The sequence below is a fragment of the Phycicoccus sp. HDW14 genome, assembly GCF_011383005.1.
Classification (GTDB): Bacteria; Actinomycetota; Actinomycetes; order Actinomycetales; family Dermatophilaceae; genus Phycicoccus.
The window spans coordinates 993,098-1,011,200 of record NZ_CP049935.1; the positions used below are offsets into that span (position 1 = coordinate 993,098).

At 73.3% G+C, this 18,103-nt stretch carries 13 protein-coding genes; 10 read left to right on the forward strand and 3 right to left on the reverse strand.

Going from position 1 to position 18,103, the window contains the following annotated elements; genetic code table 11:
• The first annotated feature begins 61 nt into the window (after positions 1-61).
• The 7 genes from G7075_RS04965 to G7075_RS04995 all read left to right on the forward strand — a co-directional run bounded on the left by G7075_RS04965 (position 62) and on the right by G7075_RS04995 (position 12,040).
• Positions 62-1,516: a DivIVA domain-containing protein gene (locus G7075_RS04965; RefSeq protein ID WP_166119466.1), complete on the forward strand. Its 1,455-nt coding sequence runs from the start codon at positions 62-64 to the stop codon at positions 1,514-1,516.
• A 167-nt stretch (positions 1,517-1,683) separates the two neighbouring features.
• Positions 1,684-2,673, forward strand: a complete 990-nt coding sequence (locus G7075_RS04970; RefSeq protein ID WP_166119469.1) for a TraR/DksA C4-type zinc finger protein — start codon at positions 1,684-1,686, stop codon at positions 2,671-2,673.
• Positions 2,646-3,221: a signal peptidase II gene (lspA, locus tag G7075_RS04975; protein WP_166119471.1), complete on the forward strand. Its 576-nt coding sequence runs from the start codon at positions 2,646-2,648 to the stop codon at positions 3,219-3,221. The genes G7075_RS04970 and lspA overlap by 28 nt, the downstream gene beginning before the upstream one ends.
• Positions 3,214-4,134 (forward strand): RluA family pseudouridine synthase, encoded by a 921-nt coding sequence (locus G7075_RS04980; protein ID WP_166119474.1) that lies wholly within the window; start codon positions 3,214-3,216, stop codon positions 4,132-4,134. Before lspA ends, G7075_RS04980 begins: the two co-directional genes overlap by 8 nt.
• Before the next feature lie 102 nt (positions 4,135-4,236).
• The gene (gene dnaE / locus G7075_RS04985; RefSeq protein WP_166119477.1) at positions 4,237-7,959 is read left to right on the forward strand and encodes a DNA polymerase III subunit alpha; all 3,723 of its coding nucleotides are present in this window, start codon (positions 4,237-4,239) and stop codon (positions 7,957-7,959) included.
• Positions 7,960-8,023: 64 nt separating this feature from the next.
• Complete coding sequence (locus G7075_RS04990) at positions 8,024-9,817, forward strand: bifunctional UDP-sugar hydrolase/5'-nucleotidase (protein WP_166119479.1); 1,794 nt, start codon at positions 8,024-8,026, stop codon at positions 9,815-9,817.
• Between the two features lie 75 nt (positions 9,818-9,892).
• Positions 9,893-12,040, forward strand: a complete 2,148-nt coding sequence (locus tag G7075_RS04995) for a S9 family peptidase (RefSeq protein WP_166119482.1) — start codon at positions 9,893-9,895, stop codon at positions 12,038-12,040.
• On the opposite strand, the gene G7075_RS05000 is transcribed toward G7075_RS04995, so the two are convergent.
• A complete protein-coding gene (locus G7075_RS05000; RefSeq protein ID WP_166119485.1) occupies positions 12,030-12,890 on the reverse strand; it encodes a universal stress protein in 861 nt (286 codons plus the stop codon). The two genes, G7075_RS04995 and G7075_RS05000, sit on opposite strands and share 11 nt — an antisense overlap.
• Before the next feature lie 105 nt (positions 12,891-12,995).
• Positions 12,996-14,867 (reverse strand): Type 1 glutamine amidotransferase-like domain-containing protein, encoded by a 1,872-nt coding sequence (locus tag G7075_RS05005; RefSeq protein ID WP_166119487.1) that lies wholly within the window; start codon positions 14,865-14,867, stop codon positions 12,996-12,998.
• 73 nt (positions 14,868-14,940) lie between these two features.
• Between G7075_RS05005 and mtnA the strand changes: the two genes are divergently transcribed.
• Genes mtnA through G7075_RS05020 form a run of 3 tightly spaced genes read left to right on the forward strand, consistent with a single transcriptional unit; the run spans position 14,941 to position 17,445 of the window.
• On the forward strand, positions 14,941-15,987 hold the full coding sequence (gene mtnA, locus G7075_RS05010; RefSeq protein WP_166119489.1) for an S-methyl-5-thioribose-1-phosphate isomerase: 1,047 nt from the start codon (positions 14,941-14,943) through the stop codon (positions 15,985-15,987).
• Positions 15,988-16,030: 43 nt separating this feature from the next.
• Positions 16,031-16,681: a SatD family protein gene (locus G7075_RS05015; protein ID WP_166119492.1), complete on the forward strand. Its 651-nt coding sequence runs from the start codon at positions 16,031-16,033 to the stop codon at positions 16,679-16,681.
• On the forward strand, positions 16,678-17,445 hold the full coding sequence (locus G7075_RS05020) for a hypothetical protein (RefSeq protein ID WP_166119494.1): 768 nt from the start codon (positions 16,678-16,680) through the stop codon (positions 17,443-17,445). The genes G7075_RS05015 and G7075_RS05020 overlap by 4 nt, the downstream gene beginning before the upstream one ends.
• A gap of 22 nt (positions 17,446-17,467) precedes the next feature.
• Here G7075_RS05020 and G7075_RS05025 read toward each other — a convergent pair whose 3' ends face one another.
• Entirely contained in the window at positions 17,468-18,097 is a 630-nt protein-coding gene (locus tag G7075_RS05025) for a class II aldolase/adducin family protein (protein ID WP_166119497.1), read from the reverse strand.
• Positions 18,098-18,103 lie beyond the last annotated feature (6 nt).

Sequence of the window (18,103 nt, forward strand, 5' to 3'; positions counted from 1 at the left end):
CCGCACCCGCGACGCCGGACGGCCCCGACCCGTGACCCCCACCGGCCACCAGGAGTTGACCATGGCTCTCTCGCCCGAGGACGTCCTCAACAAGACGTTCACCCAGACCCAGTTCCGTCGTGGCTACGACGAGCGCGAGGTCGACGACTTCCTCGACGACATCGTCGCCGAGATGCGGCGGATCACCAAGGAGGGCGAGGACCTGCGCGGCGAGCTGACCAGCTGCCGCGAGGGCAAGGGGATGGCCCCGACGACGGCCTTCGCCCGGCCCGACGCCGACACCTCCCGCGACCTCGAGGAGCTGCGCTCCAAGAACGCGACGCTGGCCGCCCGGGTCTCCGAGCTCGAGGGCACGCGCAGCGAGCTCACCGCCCGGCTCGGCGAGTTCGAGGGCAAGAGCGGCGACGGCGAGGCCCGCGCGGCCGAGCTGCAGGGCACGGTCGCCCAGCTGCAGGGCACCGTCACCCAGCTCACCGACCGCACCGCCGAGCTCGAGCAGCTGCTCCAGCAGCGCGACACCGAGATCGAGGCCCTGCGCGGGGCCAGCGGCGACGTCGACGCCCGCGTCGCCGACGCCGAGCGCCGCGCCGGTGAGTTCGAGAACCACGCCTCGCAGCTCGAGCGGCACGCCGCCGGGCTCGAGGACAAGATCCGCGAGCTCGAGGCCCAGGCCGAGGAGGCGCGCCAGCAGGCCGCCGCCGCGGCCGGGGAGCGCGACGAGCACGCCGCGGCCCTCGTGAACGTCCGCGAGCAGCAGGGTGCGGCCACCGACGAGCAGGTCTCCATCCTCGAGGCCCGCCTCGAGGAGGCCCGCCGCGAGGCCGACGAGCGGGTCGCCGCCGCCGAGCAGCGCGCCCAGCAGCTCGAGGCCCAGGTCCAGGAGGCCGAGCAGCGCGCCAGCGCCGCGCAGGCCGCCCAGGGTCAGGGCGAGGGTGGCCTCGGGGCCGCCGCGCTCGCCGGTGCCGGTGGCGGGGCCAGCGCGGCCGGCGTCATCGCCCTCGCGCAGCGCCTGCACGACGAGCACGTCGCCGCCGGTGAGTCCAAGCGCGACGAGCTGGTGTCGGAGGGTCAGCGCAAGCACGACGAGCTGCTCGGCACCGCCCAGCGCAAGCACGAGGAGCTCATCACCACCGGCCAGAACCGCCACGACGAGCTCGTGTCGACCGGCCAGGCCCAGCACGACGAGCTGATCTCCACGGCGACCGCCCAGCGGGACGAGATGATCGGCACCGCGACGACCCAGCGCGACGAGATGCTCACCGAGGCCCGGGAGCGCTCGACGGGGATGGTCGCCGAGGCGCAGCAGAAGAAGGCCTCGATCCTCGAGGAGCTCGGCCGTGAGCGGAGCCTGCTCGAGCGCAAGATCGAGGAGCTGCGGGGCTTCGAGCGCGACTACCGCGCCCGCCTGCACGACTACATCCAGAACCAGCTCGCCGACCTCAAGAACGTCGGTGGCGACGAGGCCGCCGCGCCGGCCGAGGAGGCGGCGCAGCCGCAGCACGAGCCGCAGGGCTGAGCTCGACCACGCACGAAGGGCCCGGGAACTTCCCGGGCCCTTCGTCGTTGGGGCCAAGAGCACAGGTCGTCGCGGCGTTTCGCGCGAGCGGGACACCCGCGACTGCCCGTATCCTCCTCGCACCGGCCGGGCCGTACGGGCTCGTCCAGCCCCGGAAAGGGTTCCTCATGGTTGTGAAGCGGGCGCTGTCGGCCGCGAAGAAGACGACCGCCACGGCCGCCGCGAAGGCGCGCTCGGCGGTCGGTCGCGGTGGGTCGGCCACGGGGGGGTCGGGGAACGGGACGGCGACGAAGTCCGCGCCGGCCAAGAAGGCCGCACCGGCGAAGAAGGCCGCACCGGCGAAGAAGGCTGCGACGAAGGCGGCTCCCGCGAAGAAGGTCGCTCCGGCGAAGAAGGCCGCGACGAAGGCCGCACCCGCCAAGAAGGCCGCGACGAAGGCGGCTCCCGCGAAGAAGGCCGCGCCCGCCAAGAAGGCTGCGACGAAGGCCGCGCCCGCCAAGAAGGCCGCGCCCGCCAAGAAGGCCGCGCCCGCCAAGAAGGCCGCGCCCGCCAAGAAGGCGGCTCCGGCGAAGAAGACCGCGCCGGCGAAGAAGACCGCGACAAAGGCGGCTCCCGCGACGAAGGCGGCTCCAGCGAAGAAGACCGCGACGAAGGCGGCTCCCGCGAAGAAGGCCGCTCCCGCGAAGACGGCTGCACCGGCGACGAAGACTGCTCCCGCCACGAAGGCCGCTCCGGCCCCGCGCGCCGCGCGCAAGGGCAGCGCCGCGGCCCTGCCGGTACGCGAGGACGAGTCGCCGTGGACCGCCGCCGAGCTGCGCCAGGTCCGGGCCGAGCTCGAGGGGGACGTCGCCCAGCTGCGCGACGAGCTGGCCCACGCCCAGTCCGACCTCGTCGACCTCATGCGCGACTCCGGCGACGGGGCCGGCGACGACCAGGCCGACGCGGGCGCCAAGACCTACGAGCGCGAGCAGGAGATCTCGTTGGCCAACAACGCCCGCGAGATGCTCGAGCAGACCGAGCACGCCCTGGCCCGGCTCGACGACGGCAGCTACGGCACGTGCGAGTCCTGTGGCAACCCGATCGGCAAGATGCGGCTCCAGGCCGCTCCTCGTGCGACCCTGTGCATGCCATGCAAGACGAAGCAGGAGCGCCGCTGACGAGCGCCGAGCCCACCCCGAGCCCCGCACCCGACCCCTCGCACGAGGGACGCCGCCGGTTGCGCGTCCTGCTCGTGGCGATCGCCGCGCTCGTCCTCGTCCTCGACCAGGGCACCAAGGCCTGGGCCCTCGCGGCCCTGACCCCGGGGCAGCCGGTCGACCTCGTGGGCTCGGCCATCCGGCTCAACCTCATCCGCAACCCCGGGGCGGCCTTCTCGCTCGGCGACGGGCGCACCTGGCTGCTCACCCTCGTCTCGCTGGCCATCCTCGGCTGGGTCCTCGTCGCGGTGCGCCGGGTCGACAACCGCGGCTGGGCCGTCCCGCTGGGCCTGCTGCTCGGTGGCGCCGTGGGCAACCTCGTCGACCGGCTGGTCCGCGAGCCGAGCCCCGGCCAGGGACACGTCGTCGACTTCATCGACTACTTCGGCTGGTTCATCGGCAACGTCGCCGACATCGCGATCGTCGTCGCCGCCGGTGTCGTCATGGTCCTCGCCTACCGCGGGGTGCCGCTGGGCTCCCGGCACAGCGCGGAGCACGCCGATGGCTGACCAGCGCACCGTCCTCGTCCCCGACGGCCTCGAGGGCGAGCGGGTCGATGCCGCCATCGCCCGCCTCTTCGGGCTCTCGCGCACCCGCGCCGCCGACCTCGCCGCCGCCGGCGACGTCAGCGTCAACGCCACGAGCGTCGGCAAGAGCCACCGCGTGAGCGCCGGCGACATGCTCGAGGTCGCCATCCCCAGCGGACCGGCCGCGGTCCTCGAGGTCGTCGCCGAGCCGGTGCCCGGCATGAGGGTCGTCCACGACGACGACGACATCGTCGTCGTCGACAAGCCCGTGGGCGTCGCGGCCCACCCGAGCGTCGGCTGGACCGGCCCGAACGTGCTCGCCGGACTCAAGGCCGCCGGCTACCGCATCTCCACGAGCGGGGCGGCCGAGCGCCAGGGCATCGTCTCGCGCCTCGACGTCGGCACCTCCGGCCTCATGGTCGTCTGCAAGAGCGAGCGCGGCTACAGCGTCCTCAAGCGGGCCTTCAAGGAGCGCCGGGTCGAGAAGACGTACCACGCGCTCGTGCAGGGCCTGCCCGACCCGCTCGTCGGTACCATCGACGCGCCCATCGGCCGCCACCCCGGCGGCGACTACAAGTTCGCGGTGATGGACTCCGGCAAGCCCGCCGTCACCCACTACGAGCTGCTCGAGGCCTTCCGGCACGCCAGCCTGCTCGAGATCCACCTCGAGACCGGCCGCACCCACCAGATCCGGGTGCACATGGCCGCCGTCCGCCACCCCTGCGTCGGCGACCCCACGTACGGCGCCGACCCCACGCTCGCGAAGCGGCTCGGGCTGGAGCGGCAGTGGCTGCACGCCGTCGGGCTCGGCTTCGAGCACCCCGGGTCGGGGGAGTGGGTCACCTTCGAGAGCAGCTACCCGCGCGACCTCCAGGACGCCCTCGACCGCCTCTGAGCCGGTGCTCCGGCCCGGTGTGACGGGTGGGACCGAAGGGGTCGGGCGACACGACCCCGACACGCCGCAGGGTGTCCCCGGGCCGACCTAGGATGGTCCGCGATGTCCTCCCCGAACGCCCCGAGCCCCGCCCCGTCGACCAGCACGCCGAAGGGCTCGGACTCGTTCGTCCACCTCCACGTCCACACCGAGTACTCGATGCTCGACGGCGCGGCGCGCATCGGAGACCTGTTCACCCGGGCCGCCGAGATGGGCATGCCGGCCCTCGCGACCACCGACCACGGGTACGTCTTCGGGGCCTACGAGTTCTGGAAGAAGGCCCAGGGCACCGGCGTCAAGCCGATCATCGGTGTCGAGGCCTACGTCACCCCCGGCACCCACCGCACCGACAAGACCCGCGTCAAGTGGGGCGACGAGCGCACCCGCCCGGGCGACGACGTCTCGGGCTCGGGCGCCTACACGCACATGACCCTGCTGGCCCGCGACAACGTGGGGCTGCACAACCTCTTCCGGATGGACAGCCAGGCCTCGCTCGACCAGGTCTACGCGAAGTGGCCGCGCGTCGACCGCGAGCTGCTCGACCAGTACGGCAAGGGGCTCATCGCCACCACCGGCTGCCCCTCCGGTGAGATCCAGACCCGGATCCGGTTGGGGCAGTACGACCTCGCCAAGCAGGCGGCCTCCGACCTGCGCGACATCTTCGGCGCCGAGAACTTCTTCTGCGAGCTGATGGACCACGGCCTCGACATCGAGCGCCGCGTCCAGAAGGACCTGCTCAGGCTGGCCCGCGAGCTCGGCCTGCCGCTCGTGGCCACCAACGACCTGCACTACACGAGCCCCGAGGACGCCAAGGCGCACTCGGCGCTGCTCTGCGTGCAGTCCGGCTCGACCCTCATGGACCCGGGCCGCTTCAAGTTCGACGCCGACGACTTCTACCTCAAGAGCCCCGCCGAGATGCGCCACACCTGGCGCGAGCTGCCCGAGGCCTGCGACAACACCCTCCTCATCGCCGAGATGTGCGACATCTCGTTCACCGAGGGCGAGGGCCGGTACATGCCGGACTTCCCCTGCCCGCCCGGCGAGAACGCCGAGAGCTGGTTCGTCAAGGAGGTCGAGAAGGGGCTGCGCGAGCGCTTCCCCACCGGCGTCCCCGAGTACGCCACGAAGCAGGCCGCCTTCGAGACCGAGGTCATCGTCGGGAAGGGCTACGCGTCGTACTTCCTCGTCGTCGCCGACTTCATCACCTGGGCCAAGGCCAACGGCATCCGGGTCGGCCCGGGCCGTGGCTCGGGTGCCGGCTCGATGTGCGCGTACGCCATGAAGATCACCGACCTCGACCCCGTGCCGCACGGCCTGATCTTCGAGCGCTTCCTCAACCCCGAGCGCGCCTCGATGCCCGACTTCGACGTCGACTTCGACGAGCGCCGGCGCGGCGAGGTGATCCGCTACGTCACCGAGAAGTACGGCAGCGAGCGGGTCGCCCAGATCGTCACCTACGGCACGATCAAGGCCAAGCAGGCGGTCAAGGACTCCGCGCGCGTCATGGGGCACCCGTTCGCGGTCGGCGAGCAGCTGACCAAGGCCATGCCCCCGGACGTCATGGGCAAGGGCGTGCCGCTCTCGGGCATCTACGACCCGAACCACCCGCGCTACGGCGAGGGCAAGGAGTTCCGCGACCTCGTCGCCCAGGAGCAGCACCTCCAGGAGGTCGTCGAGACCGCCAAGGGCCTCGAGGGCCTCAAGCGTCAGTGGGGCGTGCACGCCGCCGGCGTCATCATGTCCAGCGAGCCGCTCATCGACGTCATCCCCGTCATGCGCCGCCTGCAGGACGGCCAGGTCATCACCCAGTTCGACTACCCGAGCTGCGAGAGCCTCGGCCTGGTCAAGATGGACTTCCTCGGCCTGCGCAACCTCACGATCCTCGACGACGCCATCGCCAACGTGCAGGCCAACCGCGGCGAGGACATCGACCTCGACGCGCTGTCCAAGGACATGACCGACAAGGCCACCTACGACCTGCTCGGCCGCGGCGACACCCTCGGCGTCTTCCAGCTCGACGGCGGCGGCATGCGCACGCTGCTCAAGCTGATGCAGCCCGACAACTTCGAGGACATCTCCGCGGCCCTCGCGCTCTACCGGCCGGGCCCGATGGGCGTCAACGCGCACACGAACTTCGCGCTGCGCAAGAACGGCAAGCAGGAGCTCATCCCGCTCGACCCGCAGCTCAAGGGCAAGCTCCAGCCCGAGATGGTCGAGGCCCTCGAACCCATCCTCGGCACCACCTACGGCCTGGTGATCTACCAGGAGCAGGTCATGGAGATCGCCCAGAAGCTCGCCGGGTACACCCTCGGCAACGCCGACCTCCTCCGGCGCGCCATGGGCAAGAAGAAGAAGGAGGTCCTCGACAAGGAGTACGAGCCGTTCGCCGCCGGCATGAAGGCCAAGGGCTTCACCGAGGCCTCGGTCGCCGCGCTCTGGGGCGTGCTCGTCCCGTTCTCCGACTACGCGTTCAACAAGGCCCACACCGCCGCCTACGGCCTCGTGTCGTACTGGACCGGCTACCTCAAGGCCAACTACCCGGCCGAGTACATGGCCGCGCTGCTCACGAGCGTCGGCGACGACAAGGACAAGTCGGCCCTCTACCTCGGCGAGTGCCGCCGGATGGGCATCAAGGTGCTCCCGCCCGACGTCAACGACTCGGTCGGGCAGTTCGCCGCGGTCGGCACCGACATCCGCTTCGGGCTGCACGCCATCCGCAACGTCGGCCACAACGTCGTCGAGGCGATCATCGCCGCCCGCGAGGAGAAGGGGGCCTTCACCTCCTTCCGCGACTTCATGTCCAAGGTCCCGGCGGTGGTGTGCAACAAGCGCACCATCGAGTCGCTCATCAAGGGCGGCGCGTTCGACGGCCTGGCCGAGACCCGGATGGGCCTGGTCCGCATCCACGAGGAGTACGTCGACGCGTTCGTCGCGGTCAAGCGCCAGGAGGCGATCGGGCAGGACAGCCTCTTCGGGTCCTTCGGCGACGACGCCGGCGGCGGCTCCGGCGGCGACCTCATGGGCCTGGCCCCGGTGCCGGGCGTCGAGTGGGACAAGCAGACCCTGCTCTCCTTCGAGCGCGAGATGCTCGGCCTCTACGTCTCCGACCACCCGCTGTTCGGCGTCGAGCACGTGCTCAGCCAGCACGCCGACACCCAGATCGCCGCGCTGACCGCCGACGAGGGCGGGCGACCCGAGGGCTCGATGGTCACCGTCGCCGGCCTCATCACCGGGCTGCAGATCAAGCGCACGAAGAAGGGCGACCTCTGGGCCATCGCCACCGTCGAGGACCTCGCCGGCTCCATCGAGTGCCTGTTCTTCCCGAGCAGCTACATGACCGTCTCCTCGATGCTCCAGCAGGACCAGATCGCCGTCGTGCGGGGCAAGCTGAACCACCGTGACGACTCGGTGTCGATCTACGCCCAGGAGCTGACCCTCCCCGACGTCAGCGAGGGCCCGCGCGGGCCGGTCGTCGTGTCGATGGAGACGGCCCGGGCCACCGCCCAGCGCATCGAGGAGCTCAAGGGCGTGCTCACCAACCACCCGGGCACCACCGAGGTGCACCTCAAGCTCCTCAAGCCCGGGCGCGCCGTCGAGATCCGGCTCGACCCCGCCTACCGGGTCAAGGCCGACGAGGCGCTGTTCGGCGACCTCAAGGTCCTCCTCGGCCCCGCTGCCTCTCCTGACGCCCAGGGGCCGGCGCGCGGGCGACCCTGCGGTGAACGGTCGTCGACACCGACGATCCGACGCCTCCCAGGGGGTGCCTCCGCACGGACTTCCCCCTAGGGTCTACCTCACGCGGCCGCCCGGACAGGGGGCGCCGCTCGGAGAACCCAGGAGAACGTCCACGATGAGATCGACTCGACGACGCGCCCTCGGCGCCGGTGTCGCCGCCGTCAGCCTGGCGGCGTTCGTGGCCGGCACGCCCGCCGCCACCGCGCACGACCGCGACCACGGGCACGGCCACCACCCGAAGCCGGCGAAGACCCAGACGGTGCAGCTGCTGTCCTTCAACGACTACCACGGTCACCTCGAGGCCGCGGACCCGCCGCTCAGCAAGCAGCTCGACCCGAGCCAGACCGCGGCCGGCGGCGCCGAGTACCTCGCGACGGCGCTCAAGACGCTGCGCGCGACGGCTCCGCGGGGCACCTCGCTCACCGTGGCGGCCGGTGACCTCATCGGCGGCTCGACCTTCCTCTCGGGCCTCTTCCACGACGAGCCGTCGGTCGAGTCGCTCAACGCGATGGACCTCGACGTCAGCAGCGTCGGCAACCACGAGTTCGACGAGGGCACCACCGAGCTCCTGCGCATGCAGAAGGGCGGCTGCCACCCCAAGGACGGCTGCTACTTCCCGACCCAGCCCTACGGCGGTGCCGACTTCCAGTACCTCGCCGCGAACGTCGTGCTCAAGCAGCAGGCGACCAAGGGCAAGGGCCACCACCACGAGAAGGAGCGCACCCTGCTGCCCGCGACCGCGGTCAAGCGGGTCAACGGCGTCAAGGTCGGCTTCATCGGCATGACCCTCGAGGGCACCCCGAGCCTCGTCGACCCGGCCGGCGTCGCGAACGTCGAGTTCCAGGACGAGGTGGAGACGGCCAACAAGCAGGCCCGCGAGCTGCGCAAGCAGGGCGTCAACGCCATCGTCGTGCTGCTGCACGAGGGCGGCATCCAGTCCGGCACCTACCAGCAGTGCGTCGGCATCTCCGACCCGATCGCGACGATCGCGAAGACGATGACCGCCGACGTCGACGCCATCATCACCGGGCACACGCACCAGCCGTACACCTGCTCGATCCCCGACCCCCGGGGCAACCCGCGCCTCGTCACGAGCGCGGCCTCCTACGGGCAGGTCGTCTCCGAGACCGACCTGGTCATCGACAAGCGCACCGGAGAGGTCGACCGCGCGAAGTCGACCTCGGTCAACCATCTCGTGAGCCGCGCCGAGTTCGCCAAGGACGCGACGCAGACCGGCATCATCGACAAGTGGAAGACGATCTCGGGACCGCTCGCGGCCCGCGTCGTCGGCTCGGTCGCGGAGGACATCACCGGTGACTCCAGCGGCAACCGCGGCATCGAGACGCCGATGGCCGACCTCGTCGCCGACAGCATCCTCTGGGGCACCAAGGCCCCCGAGAACGGCGGCGCCCAGCTCGCCCTGATGAACGTCGGCGGCGTGCGGGCCAGCCTGCGGGTCGCGCCCAAGTACGCCGAGGGTCCGGGTGAGATCACCTATGCCGAGACCTACGACGTCGCACCGTTCGGCAACATCCTCACGACGCTCGACCTCACCGGCGCCCAGCTGAAGGCCGTGCTCGAGCAGCAGTACGTCCCCGGCCGCCCCGGCGGTCGCGACGCGCTCGCCCTCGGTGTCTCCGACGGCTTCGGCTACACCTGGGACGCCACTCAGCCGGCCGGCAGCCGGGTCGTCGCGGGCTCGATGACGCTGGGTGGGGTGGCGATGGACATGAACGCCACCTACCGCGTCGGGACGATCAACTTCCTCGCCAACGGCGGTGACTCCTTCACCGCCTTCTCCGCCGGGCAGAACGTGCTCGGTGGCAATGAGGACCTGGGCAACCTGGTCGCCTACTTCGGGGCCACCCCGGGCCTGCGGGCCCCGGCCGACCGCGTCGCGGGTCTCTGACCCGCCACGCACCGACGAGGCCGTCCCCCAGCCGGGGGCGGCCCTCGTCGCGTCCGGCCCGCATAGGCTGGCGGCATGCCGAGCCCGAGCCTCCCGACCCCACCCACCGCGCCCCGGCGCCCGCACGTGCGCGAGCAGCACGGCGAGCGGGTGGAGGACCCCTACTGGTGGATGCGGGACCTCGAGGACCCGGAGCTGCTGGCCCACCTCGAGGCCGAGAACGCCTACTCCGAGGCCCGCACCGAGCACCTGGCCGCCCTGCGCACGACGCTCTTCGGCGAGATCAAGGCGCGGGTCAAGGAGGACGACCTGTCGGTGCCCGTCGCGAGCGGCCCGTGGTGGTACCTCAGCCGCACGGCCGAGGGGAAGCAGTACGCCTCGCACGTGCGGGTGCCCCGTGCCGTCGGCGACCCGCGCCCCGACCCGGAGGCTGCGGCGGCACCGGGGGAGCAGGTGGTGCTCGACGGCAACGTCGAGGCGGGGGACTCGGAGTTCTTCTCGCTCGGGGCACTGACCGTCAGCGCCGACCACCGGCTCGTCGCCTTCGCGGTCGACACCGCGGGTGACGAGCGCTTCGACCTCACGGTGCGCGACATCGCGACCGGCGAGGTCCTCGACACCTCGCTCACCGGCATCGGCTACGGCTGCGAGCTGAGCCGCGACGGCTCGTTCGTCTTCTACACCCGCGTCGACGACGCGTGGCGCCCGCACCAGCTGTGGCGGCACCGAGTCGGCGGCGACCCGGCGCAGGACGTCCTCGTGCACCAGGAGGACGACGAGCGCTTCTGGATGGGCGTCAGCGGCAGCCGGGACGAGCGCTGGCTGCTGCTCGGCCTCGGGTCCAAGACGACCTCCGAGGTGTGGATGCTGCCCTCGGACGACCCGGAGGGGGAGTGGCGCGTCGTCGCCCCGCGCCGCGACGGCATCGAGTACGACGTCGAGCCGGCGGGCGACCGGCTGCTCGTCGTGCACAACACCGACACCCCGGACTCCGACCTCGCCTGGGCCCCGCTCGAGGCGACGAGCCACGAGCAGTGGGTGCCGCTGCTGGCCTCGGGGGACGGCGAGCGGTTCGTCGGTGTCGACGCCTTCGACGCCGCGACCGTGCTGTCACTGCGCACCGGGGGCCTGACCGCCCTGCGGGTGCTGCCCCGTGACGTCTCGTCGGTGTCGGGTCACGGCACGCCCTGGGACGTGTCGGTCGACCAGCCGGTGCACTCGATCGGCTTGGGGGACAACCCGGAACCGGACCAGACGGCCGTGCAGGTGGTCGTCGAGTCGTGGACCACCCCGCGCACGGTGCTCGACGTCGACCTGGCCACGGGAGGCCGCACCGAGCTGAAGCGCCAGCCCGTGCTCGGCGGCTTCGACGCGGCCGACTACGTCGAGTCCCGCGAGTGGGTCGAGGCGGCCGACGGTGCCTCGGTCCCGGTGTCGGTCGTGCGCCGGCGCGGGGTCGAACCCGACGGCACCAACCCGGGGCTGCTCGTCGCGTACGGCGCCTACGAGATCTCCTCCGACCCGTACTTCTCCGTCGCCCGGCTCGGCCTGCTCGACCGTGGGGTGGTCGTCGCCGTCGCCCACGTGCGCGGCGGCGGTGAGATGGGACGTCGGTGGTACGACGACGGCAAGCTCCTCGCGAAGCCGAACACGTTCTCCGACACCGTCTCCGCTGCCGACCACCTCGTCTCCTCGGGATGGGTGGCTCCGGACCGGTTGGGCCTCGAGGGAGGCTCGGCCGGAGGTCTGCTCGTCGGCGCGGTGCTCAACCTCGCACCCGGGCGGTTCCGGGTCGCACACGCGGCCGTGCCGTTCGTCGACGCGCTCAACACCATCCTCCAGCCCGAGCTGCCCCTCACCGTGGGGGAGTGGGAGGAGTGGGGCAACCCGATCGAGGACGCCGCGGTGTACGCGGCGATGCGGGCCTACACGCCGTACGAGAACGTCCGGGCGGTCGAGTACCCCGCGGTGCTCGCCTCGAGCAGCCTGCACGACACGCGCGTCTACGTCACCGAGCCCGCGAAGTGGGTCGCCCGGCTGCGCGAGACGGTGACCAACGACCCGGCGACCCGTCCGGTGCTGCTGCGCACCGAGATGTCGGCCGGCCACGGCGGGCGCAGCGGACGCTACGCCGCGTGGGAGCAGCTGGCCTGGGAGTGGGCCTTCGTCCTCGACCAGCTGGGCGCCACCGAGCGCCTCGACGGGGCCGCCGTCACCGGGTGACGAGGACGGGGCAGGCACTGCGCCCGACGAGGCGCAGGGCCGTGGCCCCGACGTGCAGCCCCTCGAACCCGCCGGTGCCGCGGCTGCCGACGACGACGAGCCCGGCCCCCTCGCTCGCCTCGGTGAGCGCGTGCAGCGGGTTGTCCCGCACGACGTGGACCGCGACCGCGACGTCGGGGTGCTCGGGTCGCAGGCCCGCGACCGCCTCGTCGACGACGCGCTCGACGCCGGCGACGTACTCCTCCCAGCTCGACGCGCTGCCGAGCGTCGGGTCGGCGGCACCGGTGGGCTCCCACGCGTGCACGGCGTCGACCGACCCCCCGAGGACCGTGGCCTCGCGCACGCCGGTGCGCAGCGCGGCCAGGGAGGCCGCGGAACCGTCGACACCGACGACGACCCGTCCGCCCGGCTCCGGCGCCCCGGACGTCGTGTGCCCGACGACGAGCACGGGGCTGTGCGCGTGCGTGAGCACCTGCATCGCGACGGCACCGAGGCTGGTGCGGCTCAGCAGGCCGAAGCCGGCGACCCCGACGACGACGAGCGCGGCGGTCTGCGACGAGGCGATGAGCGAACGGCTCGCGTAGCCGTCGTGCAGCGCGCTCGTCACCGTGAGGTCGGGGTGTGCGGCGTGGGCCGAGGCGACGGCGTCACGCAGCAGCTGCTCGCCGTGGCGGGTGACCTGCGCCCGGTCGGCGAGCTCGCCGAACCCGAGCATCGGCAGGTCGGGGGCGAAGGCGTGCAGCACGTGCAGGGTCATCCCACGGGTGCTCGCGAAGTGCGCGGCCTGGACCACGGCGGCGCGTGACAGGGGTGACCCGTCGACCCCCACGACGACACGGGGCTGGCTCATCGTCCTCATCCGTCCTTCCGGTGCTGGTCGGGGCGAGGGAGGAGAACCACCCTCACCCCGACCGTCCCACCGTCGGGGCGCGTCCGCAAGGACGGATGTCACGCCTCAGCGGCGGAGGCGCTCACCGTCGGCGAAGACGTCGAGCAGGACGTTCGCCGCCCCGATCGAGCCGTTGGCGGAGGTCCAGGTGCGGGCCTCGTCACCGTCGGCGACGACGACCGACTCGCCCAGCGTCGAGGCGCCCCGGGAGGTCAGGACGACGGCCGAGTGGTCGAGCACGCCGATGGCCGGCGTGCGGCGGTCGACGGCGACCGAGCCGTAGAGCCGGCCCCACCGGTTGTCCGAGGCGAGGTGCGGCACGAGGGTCGCGTCGACCAGGCCGAGACCCCGCTGCCACCGGGCGTCGTCGGCCCGGAAGGCCGCGATGCCGGCGTCCTCGAGGTCGTCGTCGGACGGGCGGACGACCGGCGACCAGCGCTCGCCGACGACGCCGGTGACCGCGCCGTCGGTGAGGACCACGGGGGTGCGTCGCACGGCGGTCGTGACCGCCGCGCGCACCCGGCGGTCGGCGAGCGCCGGTCCGAGGGAGGCCGGGTCGTCGCCGACGACGAACGCGGCGGTGGCACCGCGCAGGGCGTCCTCGCGCACCGCGTCCCCGGTGACGACGCGCACGCTGCCGGTCCAGCCGGCCGCGCGGGCGGCGTCCGCGTACTCGGCGCCGAGCGTGGCGGCGCCGTCACCGAGGCCGAGGACCACGAGCCGGCCGCGGGTGGAGGCGTCGACGGCCCGGGCACGGGCGACGACGTCGTCGAGCACCGGGGAGCCGAGCACGCCGCCGCCGAGGACGAGGGTGCCCTTCCCGGGAACGTGGGGCACCCGCCACGGCGTCCCGCGCGGCGGGGCGATGGTGGCGTGGCCGCGGGTCAGGGTACGCGTGCGCAGGTCGTAGGTCTGGTCCTCGGTCATCAGGTGCGTGAGGACCCGGCGGGCCGAGAGCGTCTGCAGCGCACCGCCCCACGCGTGGGTCGAGCACATCGTCTCGAGGTCGACGACCGACACCGAGCCCTGCCCGAAGACCCCGGAGAGGGTGCGGTCGCCGGTGGCGCGCACGCCGGTGCCGTAGTCGACGCCGACGCCGACCGGGCTGCGGCCGCGGAAGTGCTCGTCGGCCGTGGCGAGGGTCGACAGGGTGCGCCCGAGCCGCCCGCGCTGGTGGAAGTGCTGGTCGTAGATCGCCCGGGTGGAGCCGAAGGCCAGGCCGCGCTCGAGGTCGGAGTCGTCGCCCCACCACATGAGGGTCGAGCCCCGGCGCAGGCCCTCGGCCGGGCCGAGGTCGCCGACGTAGCCGTTGATCATCGAGCGCGACTCGACGGCGGCGCCGGCGCTCGTGCCGCCGACGACCACACCGCGCGCGGAGGCGGCCGACATCGCCTTCTCGGCCGGGCTGTCGGCGAGCACCTGCATCGCCAGGCCCTGGTCGCCGCCGAGGACGTAGACGCCGTCGGTGGCGGGGTCGGCCAGGGCGGCGTCGTTCGCCGGGTCGAGGGCGTCGGCGCGGTCGAGGAGGACGTCGAGCCGGGCGGTGCACCCGGTGAAGCGCGCAGGGACGGCGTCCTCGCACGCGGCGCGCAGCTGCTCGGCGCGCTCGCCGGCCAGCTCGAGGTTCTCGGCCCGGTCCTCGGGGGCGTCGCCGTAGGCCGCCGGCACGACGACGAGGTCGACGGTCGGACCCGAGGCGTGCGCGGCGGCGCTGCGTGCGAAGGCCTCGAGGGTGTCGGTCTCGTAGCCGCCACCGATCGGGACGAGGACCCCGGGGGACGGGTGGCCGTGGCCGTGCCCGCCACCGGTGGGCACCGAGGCCGCGGCGGTGCCGGCACCGAGTGGCGCGGCGAGCAGGGCGGTGATGACGAGGCAGGAGCCGAGCAGTGTGCGGGGACGGCGGGGGCGGCCGGGGCGGTGGGGTCGGTCGGGCGTCATGGGCGCACGCTAGCGACCCGGGCTCCCGTGTCGGGGAATCGTGCCCGACGGGTCGCGGCCTAGGGTGGCCACCATGAGCCTCCTCGCCCTCGAGTGGGACGACGCGGCCGCCGACGGCCACGGCGCCCTCCGCCTCCTCGACCAGACGGTCCTCCCGGACCGCACCGAGCACCTCGACGTGCGCACCGTCGACGCCCTCGTCGACGCCATCGTCTCCCTCGCGGTGCGTGGCGCCCCGGCCCTCGGGGTCGCCGGTGCCCTGGGCGTCGTCGTCGCGATGGACCAGGCCGAGCGCGAGGGCTGGGACGCCGCGCGCCTCGACGCCGAGGTCGACCGCGTGCGCCACGCCCGCCCGACCGCCGTCAACCTCGCGTGGGGCGTCGACCAGGTCCGTCCGCTGATGGACCGGGGCCGCGACGCGGTGCTGGCCGCCGCCCGGCAGGTCGCGGCCGACGACGAGGCGGCCAACCGCGAGCTGTCCCGGCTGGGCGCCGACTGGCTGCTGGCGCGGGTCGGCCGGGAGCGGCTGCGGGTGCTGACCCACTGCAACGCCGGCGTCCTCGCGACGTCGGCCTGGGGGACGGCGCTCGGCGTGGTCCGCGAGCTGCACGCCCGCGGCGCCGTCGAGCTCGTCCACGTCGACGAGACCCGTCCGCTGCTCCAGGGGTCGCGGCTGACCGCCTACGAGCTCGTCGAGGAGGGCATCCCGCACGTCGTGCAGGTCGACAGCGCGGCGGCCTCGACCATCCTGCGCGGTCTCGTCGACTGCGCGGTCGTCGGCGCGGACCGGATCGCCGCGAACGGGGACGTCGCGAACAAGGTCGGCACGCTCGGGGTCGCCCTGGCCTGCCGCGAGGCGCGGATCCCGCTGCTCGTCGCCGCCCCGTGGTCCACGGTCGACCTGTCGCTGCCGGACGGCACGGGCATCGAGATCGAGGAGCGGCCCGGCGAGGAGGTCACCGAGCTCGCGGGCCGGCGCACCGCGCCGGTCTCGAGCCCGGGCTTCAACCCCGCCTTCGACGTGACCCCGGCCCGCCTCGTCACGGCGGTCACCACCGAGCGGGGCGTCGTCGAGCCCGCCGCCGGGGTCGGACCGGGGGACCTCGACCGCCAGTCCTGAAGCCTTCTGCTTCATCGACGCCAAATGAAGGTATGATCTTCAGATGGATGAGATGAAGCCGGATGCTTCACTGTGTGTCCTCATCGGGGACATCGTCGCCTCGCGCGTGTCCACCGACCGCCGGGCGGTCCACGACGCGGTCGTCGCCGCGCTCGCCGCCACCGAGGCGGTCGTGCCGTCGGTGCGCGGCCTGCGGATCACGGTCGGCGACGAGTTCCAGGGCGGCTACCGCACCCTCGGCGCCGCACTCGACGCCGCCCTGCGGGTCCGGCTGGCGCTGCTCCCGGACGTCGACGTGCGCATCGGCGTGGGCCGGGGGTCGGTCACGGTCCTCGACGCCGAACGGGGCATCGAGGACGGCTCGGCCTGGTGGGCCGCGCGCGCGGCTGTCGAGCACGTCGAGGCCACCGCCGAGCGCTCGCCGACCCGCACCCTCCGCACCGGGTACCGCGCGGAGGGCGAGGACGCCACGGTCGGCGCGGTCAACGCCGCCCTGCTCTGTCGGGACCATCTGGTTGGCTCCCTCTCGGACCGGTCGCTGCGACTGCTGGAAGGACTCATGCACCCCGACACCACCCAGGCCCAGCTCGCCGAGCGCGAGGGTGTCAGCGCGTCCGCCGTCTCCCAGCGGGTGCGCGCCGACGGCGTCGGCGTCGTGCTCGCCGCCCACGAGCTGCTGCGGGCCCTGCCGTGACCTGGCTCGGGGTGTGGCTCGTCGGGGTCGGCCTCTGCGACCTCGTCCGCTCCAGTGCCCGGCCGCAGGTCGCCCGCTCGGCCGTGTGGGTGGGGCTCGTCGCGATGGCCGGCCTCGGTGCGCTCGGCGGGCTGCTCGGGCCCACCGACCTCGTCGTCGGGCTCGGTGCGGCGCTCGCCCTGCTGCTCTGGGTCCGCTGGTCCGCGCAGGCCCTGCTCACCGGCACCGGGCACGTCGCGGCACTGGCCTCCCTCGGGGCCGGTGCCGTCTGGCTCGTCGCGCTCTCCGGCTGGGCCTCCCGCCCGGGTGGCCTGCTCGGGCGCTGGCTGGTCTGGGCCGACCTGCCCGCACCACTGGCGGGGGTCGGTCCCGGTCAGGTGCTGCTCGTCGCCGGTCTGCTCCTGGCCAACCTCGCCACCGGCAACGTCGTCGTCCGGCTCGTGCTCGTCAGCGTCGGCGCCCTGCGCCCCGTCGACCGCACGAGCGACCCCGGCGACGAGCCGGCCGAGCAGCTGCGCGGTGGGCGCTTGCTCGGGCCGATGGAGCGCGTCGTCATCATCGGACTCGGGCTCGCGGGGCAGCTCACCGCGGCCGGGCTGGTCATCGCCGCCAAGGGCCTCATCCGCTTCCCCGAGCTGCAGAGCAAGCGCTCGGACCGCGAGTCGGTCGACGGCGCGGGCATCGACGAGGTCACCGAGTACTTCCTCGTCGGGTCCTTCGTCTCGTGGCTGCTGGCGCTGGTCAGCCTCTTCCTCGCCCGTTGACGGTGTCGGGCGCGCGGTTCGGTCAGACGTCGATGATCCGGCCGCGCCACTCCGGCGGGAAGTCGGCGGTCGTGTCGCCGGCGACGAGCAGGCGGTAGGTCATCGTCGCCGCCTCCTCGAGGTTGAGCGCCCGGCGCAGGGCCATCGACACGGTGTCGCCGAGGGCCGAGCAGCCGTGGTGGGCCAGGACGACGGCGTCGTGGTCGCGGGCCGCCTCGGCCGCGGCGTCGGCGAGCTCGGTGCTGCCCGAGGGGATGAAGGGCACGCGGCCGGCGCTGCCGAGGTAGTACTGGTGGTCCAGCGTCGTGAACCGGATGGGTGCACCGAGCAGGTCGACGAGCAGCACGTGCTGCGGGTGCAGGTGCACGATCGCCGCGACGTCCGGGCGCACGGCGTAGGTGCGCTGGTGCAGCTTCCACTCCACCGACGGCCGCTCGGCCCCGTCGACCCGCTCGCCGTCGGGGGTCAGCTCGGTGAAGTCCTCCGGGGTGAGCCGGTCGAGCCACGTGCCGGTGGCCGTGACGACGAACCGGTCGGTGCCGGGGACGCGGGCCGAAAGGTTGCCGCCGCTGGCCTGCACGAGGCCGCGCTCGACGACGTGCCGGCCGGCGTCGACGAGGGAGGCGATGGTCTCGGCGCGGGCGTTGCTCATGGGCCG

What these genes read in the sequence shown, in the direction of transcription:
- G7075_RS04965 (WP_166119466.1), top strand. Translation starts at nt 62, where the DNA reads ATGGCTCTCTCGCCCGAGGACGTCCTCAACAAGACGTTCACCCAGACC.
- G7075_RS04970 (WP_166119469.1), top strand. Translation starts at nt 1,684, where the DNA reads ATGGTTGTGAAGCGGGCGCTGTCGGCCGCGAAGAAGACGACCGCCACG.
- lspA (WP_166119471.1), top strand. Translation starts at nt 2,646, where the DNA reads ATGCAAGACGAAGCAGGAGCGCCGCTGACGAGCGCCGAGCCCACCCCG.
- G7075_RS04980 (WP_166119474.1), top strand. Translation starts at nt 3,214, where the DNA reads ATGGCTGACCAGCGCACCGTCCTCGTCCCCGACGGCCTCGAGGGCGAG.
- dnaE (WP_166119477.1), top strand. Translation starts at nt 4,237, where the DNA reads ATGTCCTCCCCGAACGCCCCGAGCCCCGCCCCGTCGACCAGCACGCCG.
- G7075_RS04990 (WP_166119479.1), top strand. Translation starts at nt 8,024, where the DNA reads ATGAGATCGACTCGACGACGCGCCCTCGGCGCCGGTGTCGCCGCCGTC.
- G7075_RS04995 (WP_166119482.1), top strand. Translation starts at nt 9,893, where the DNA reads ATGCCGAGCCCGAGCCTCCCGACCCCACCCACCGCGCCCCGGCGCCCG.
- G7075_RS05000 (WP_166119485.1), bottom strand. Translation starts at nt 12,890, where the DNA reads ATGAGCCAGCCCCGTGTCGTCGTGGGGGTCGACGGGTCACCCCTGTCA.
- G7075_RS05005 (WP_166119487.1), bottom strand. Translation starts at nt 14,867, where the DNA reads ATGACGCCCGACCGACCCCACCGCCCCGGCCGCCCCCGCCGTCCCCGC.
- mtnA (WP_166119489.1), top strand. Translation starts at nt 14,941, where the DNA reads ATGAGCCTCCTCGCCCTCGAGTGGGACGACGCGGCCGCCGACGGCCAC.
- G7075_RS05015 (WP_166119492.1), top strand. Translation starts at nt 16,031, where the DNA reads ATGGATGAGATGAAGCCGGATGCTTCACTGTGTGTCCTCATCGGGGAC.
- G7075_RS05025 (WP_166119497.1), bottom strand. Translation starts at nt 18,097, where the DNA reads ATGAGCAACGCCCGCGCCGAGACCATCGCCTCCCTCGTCGACGCCGGC.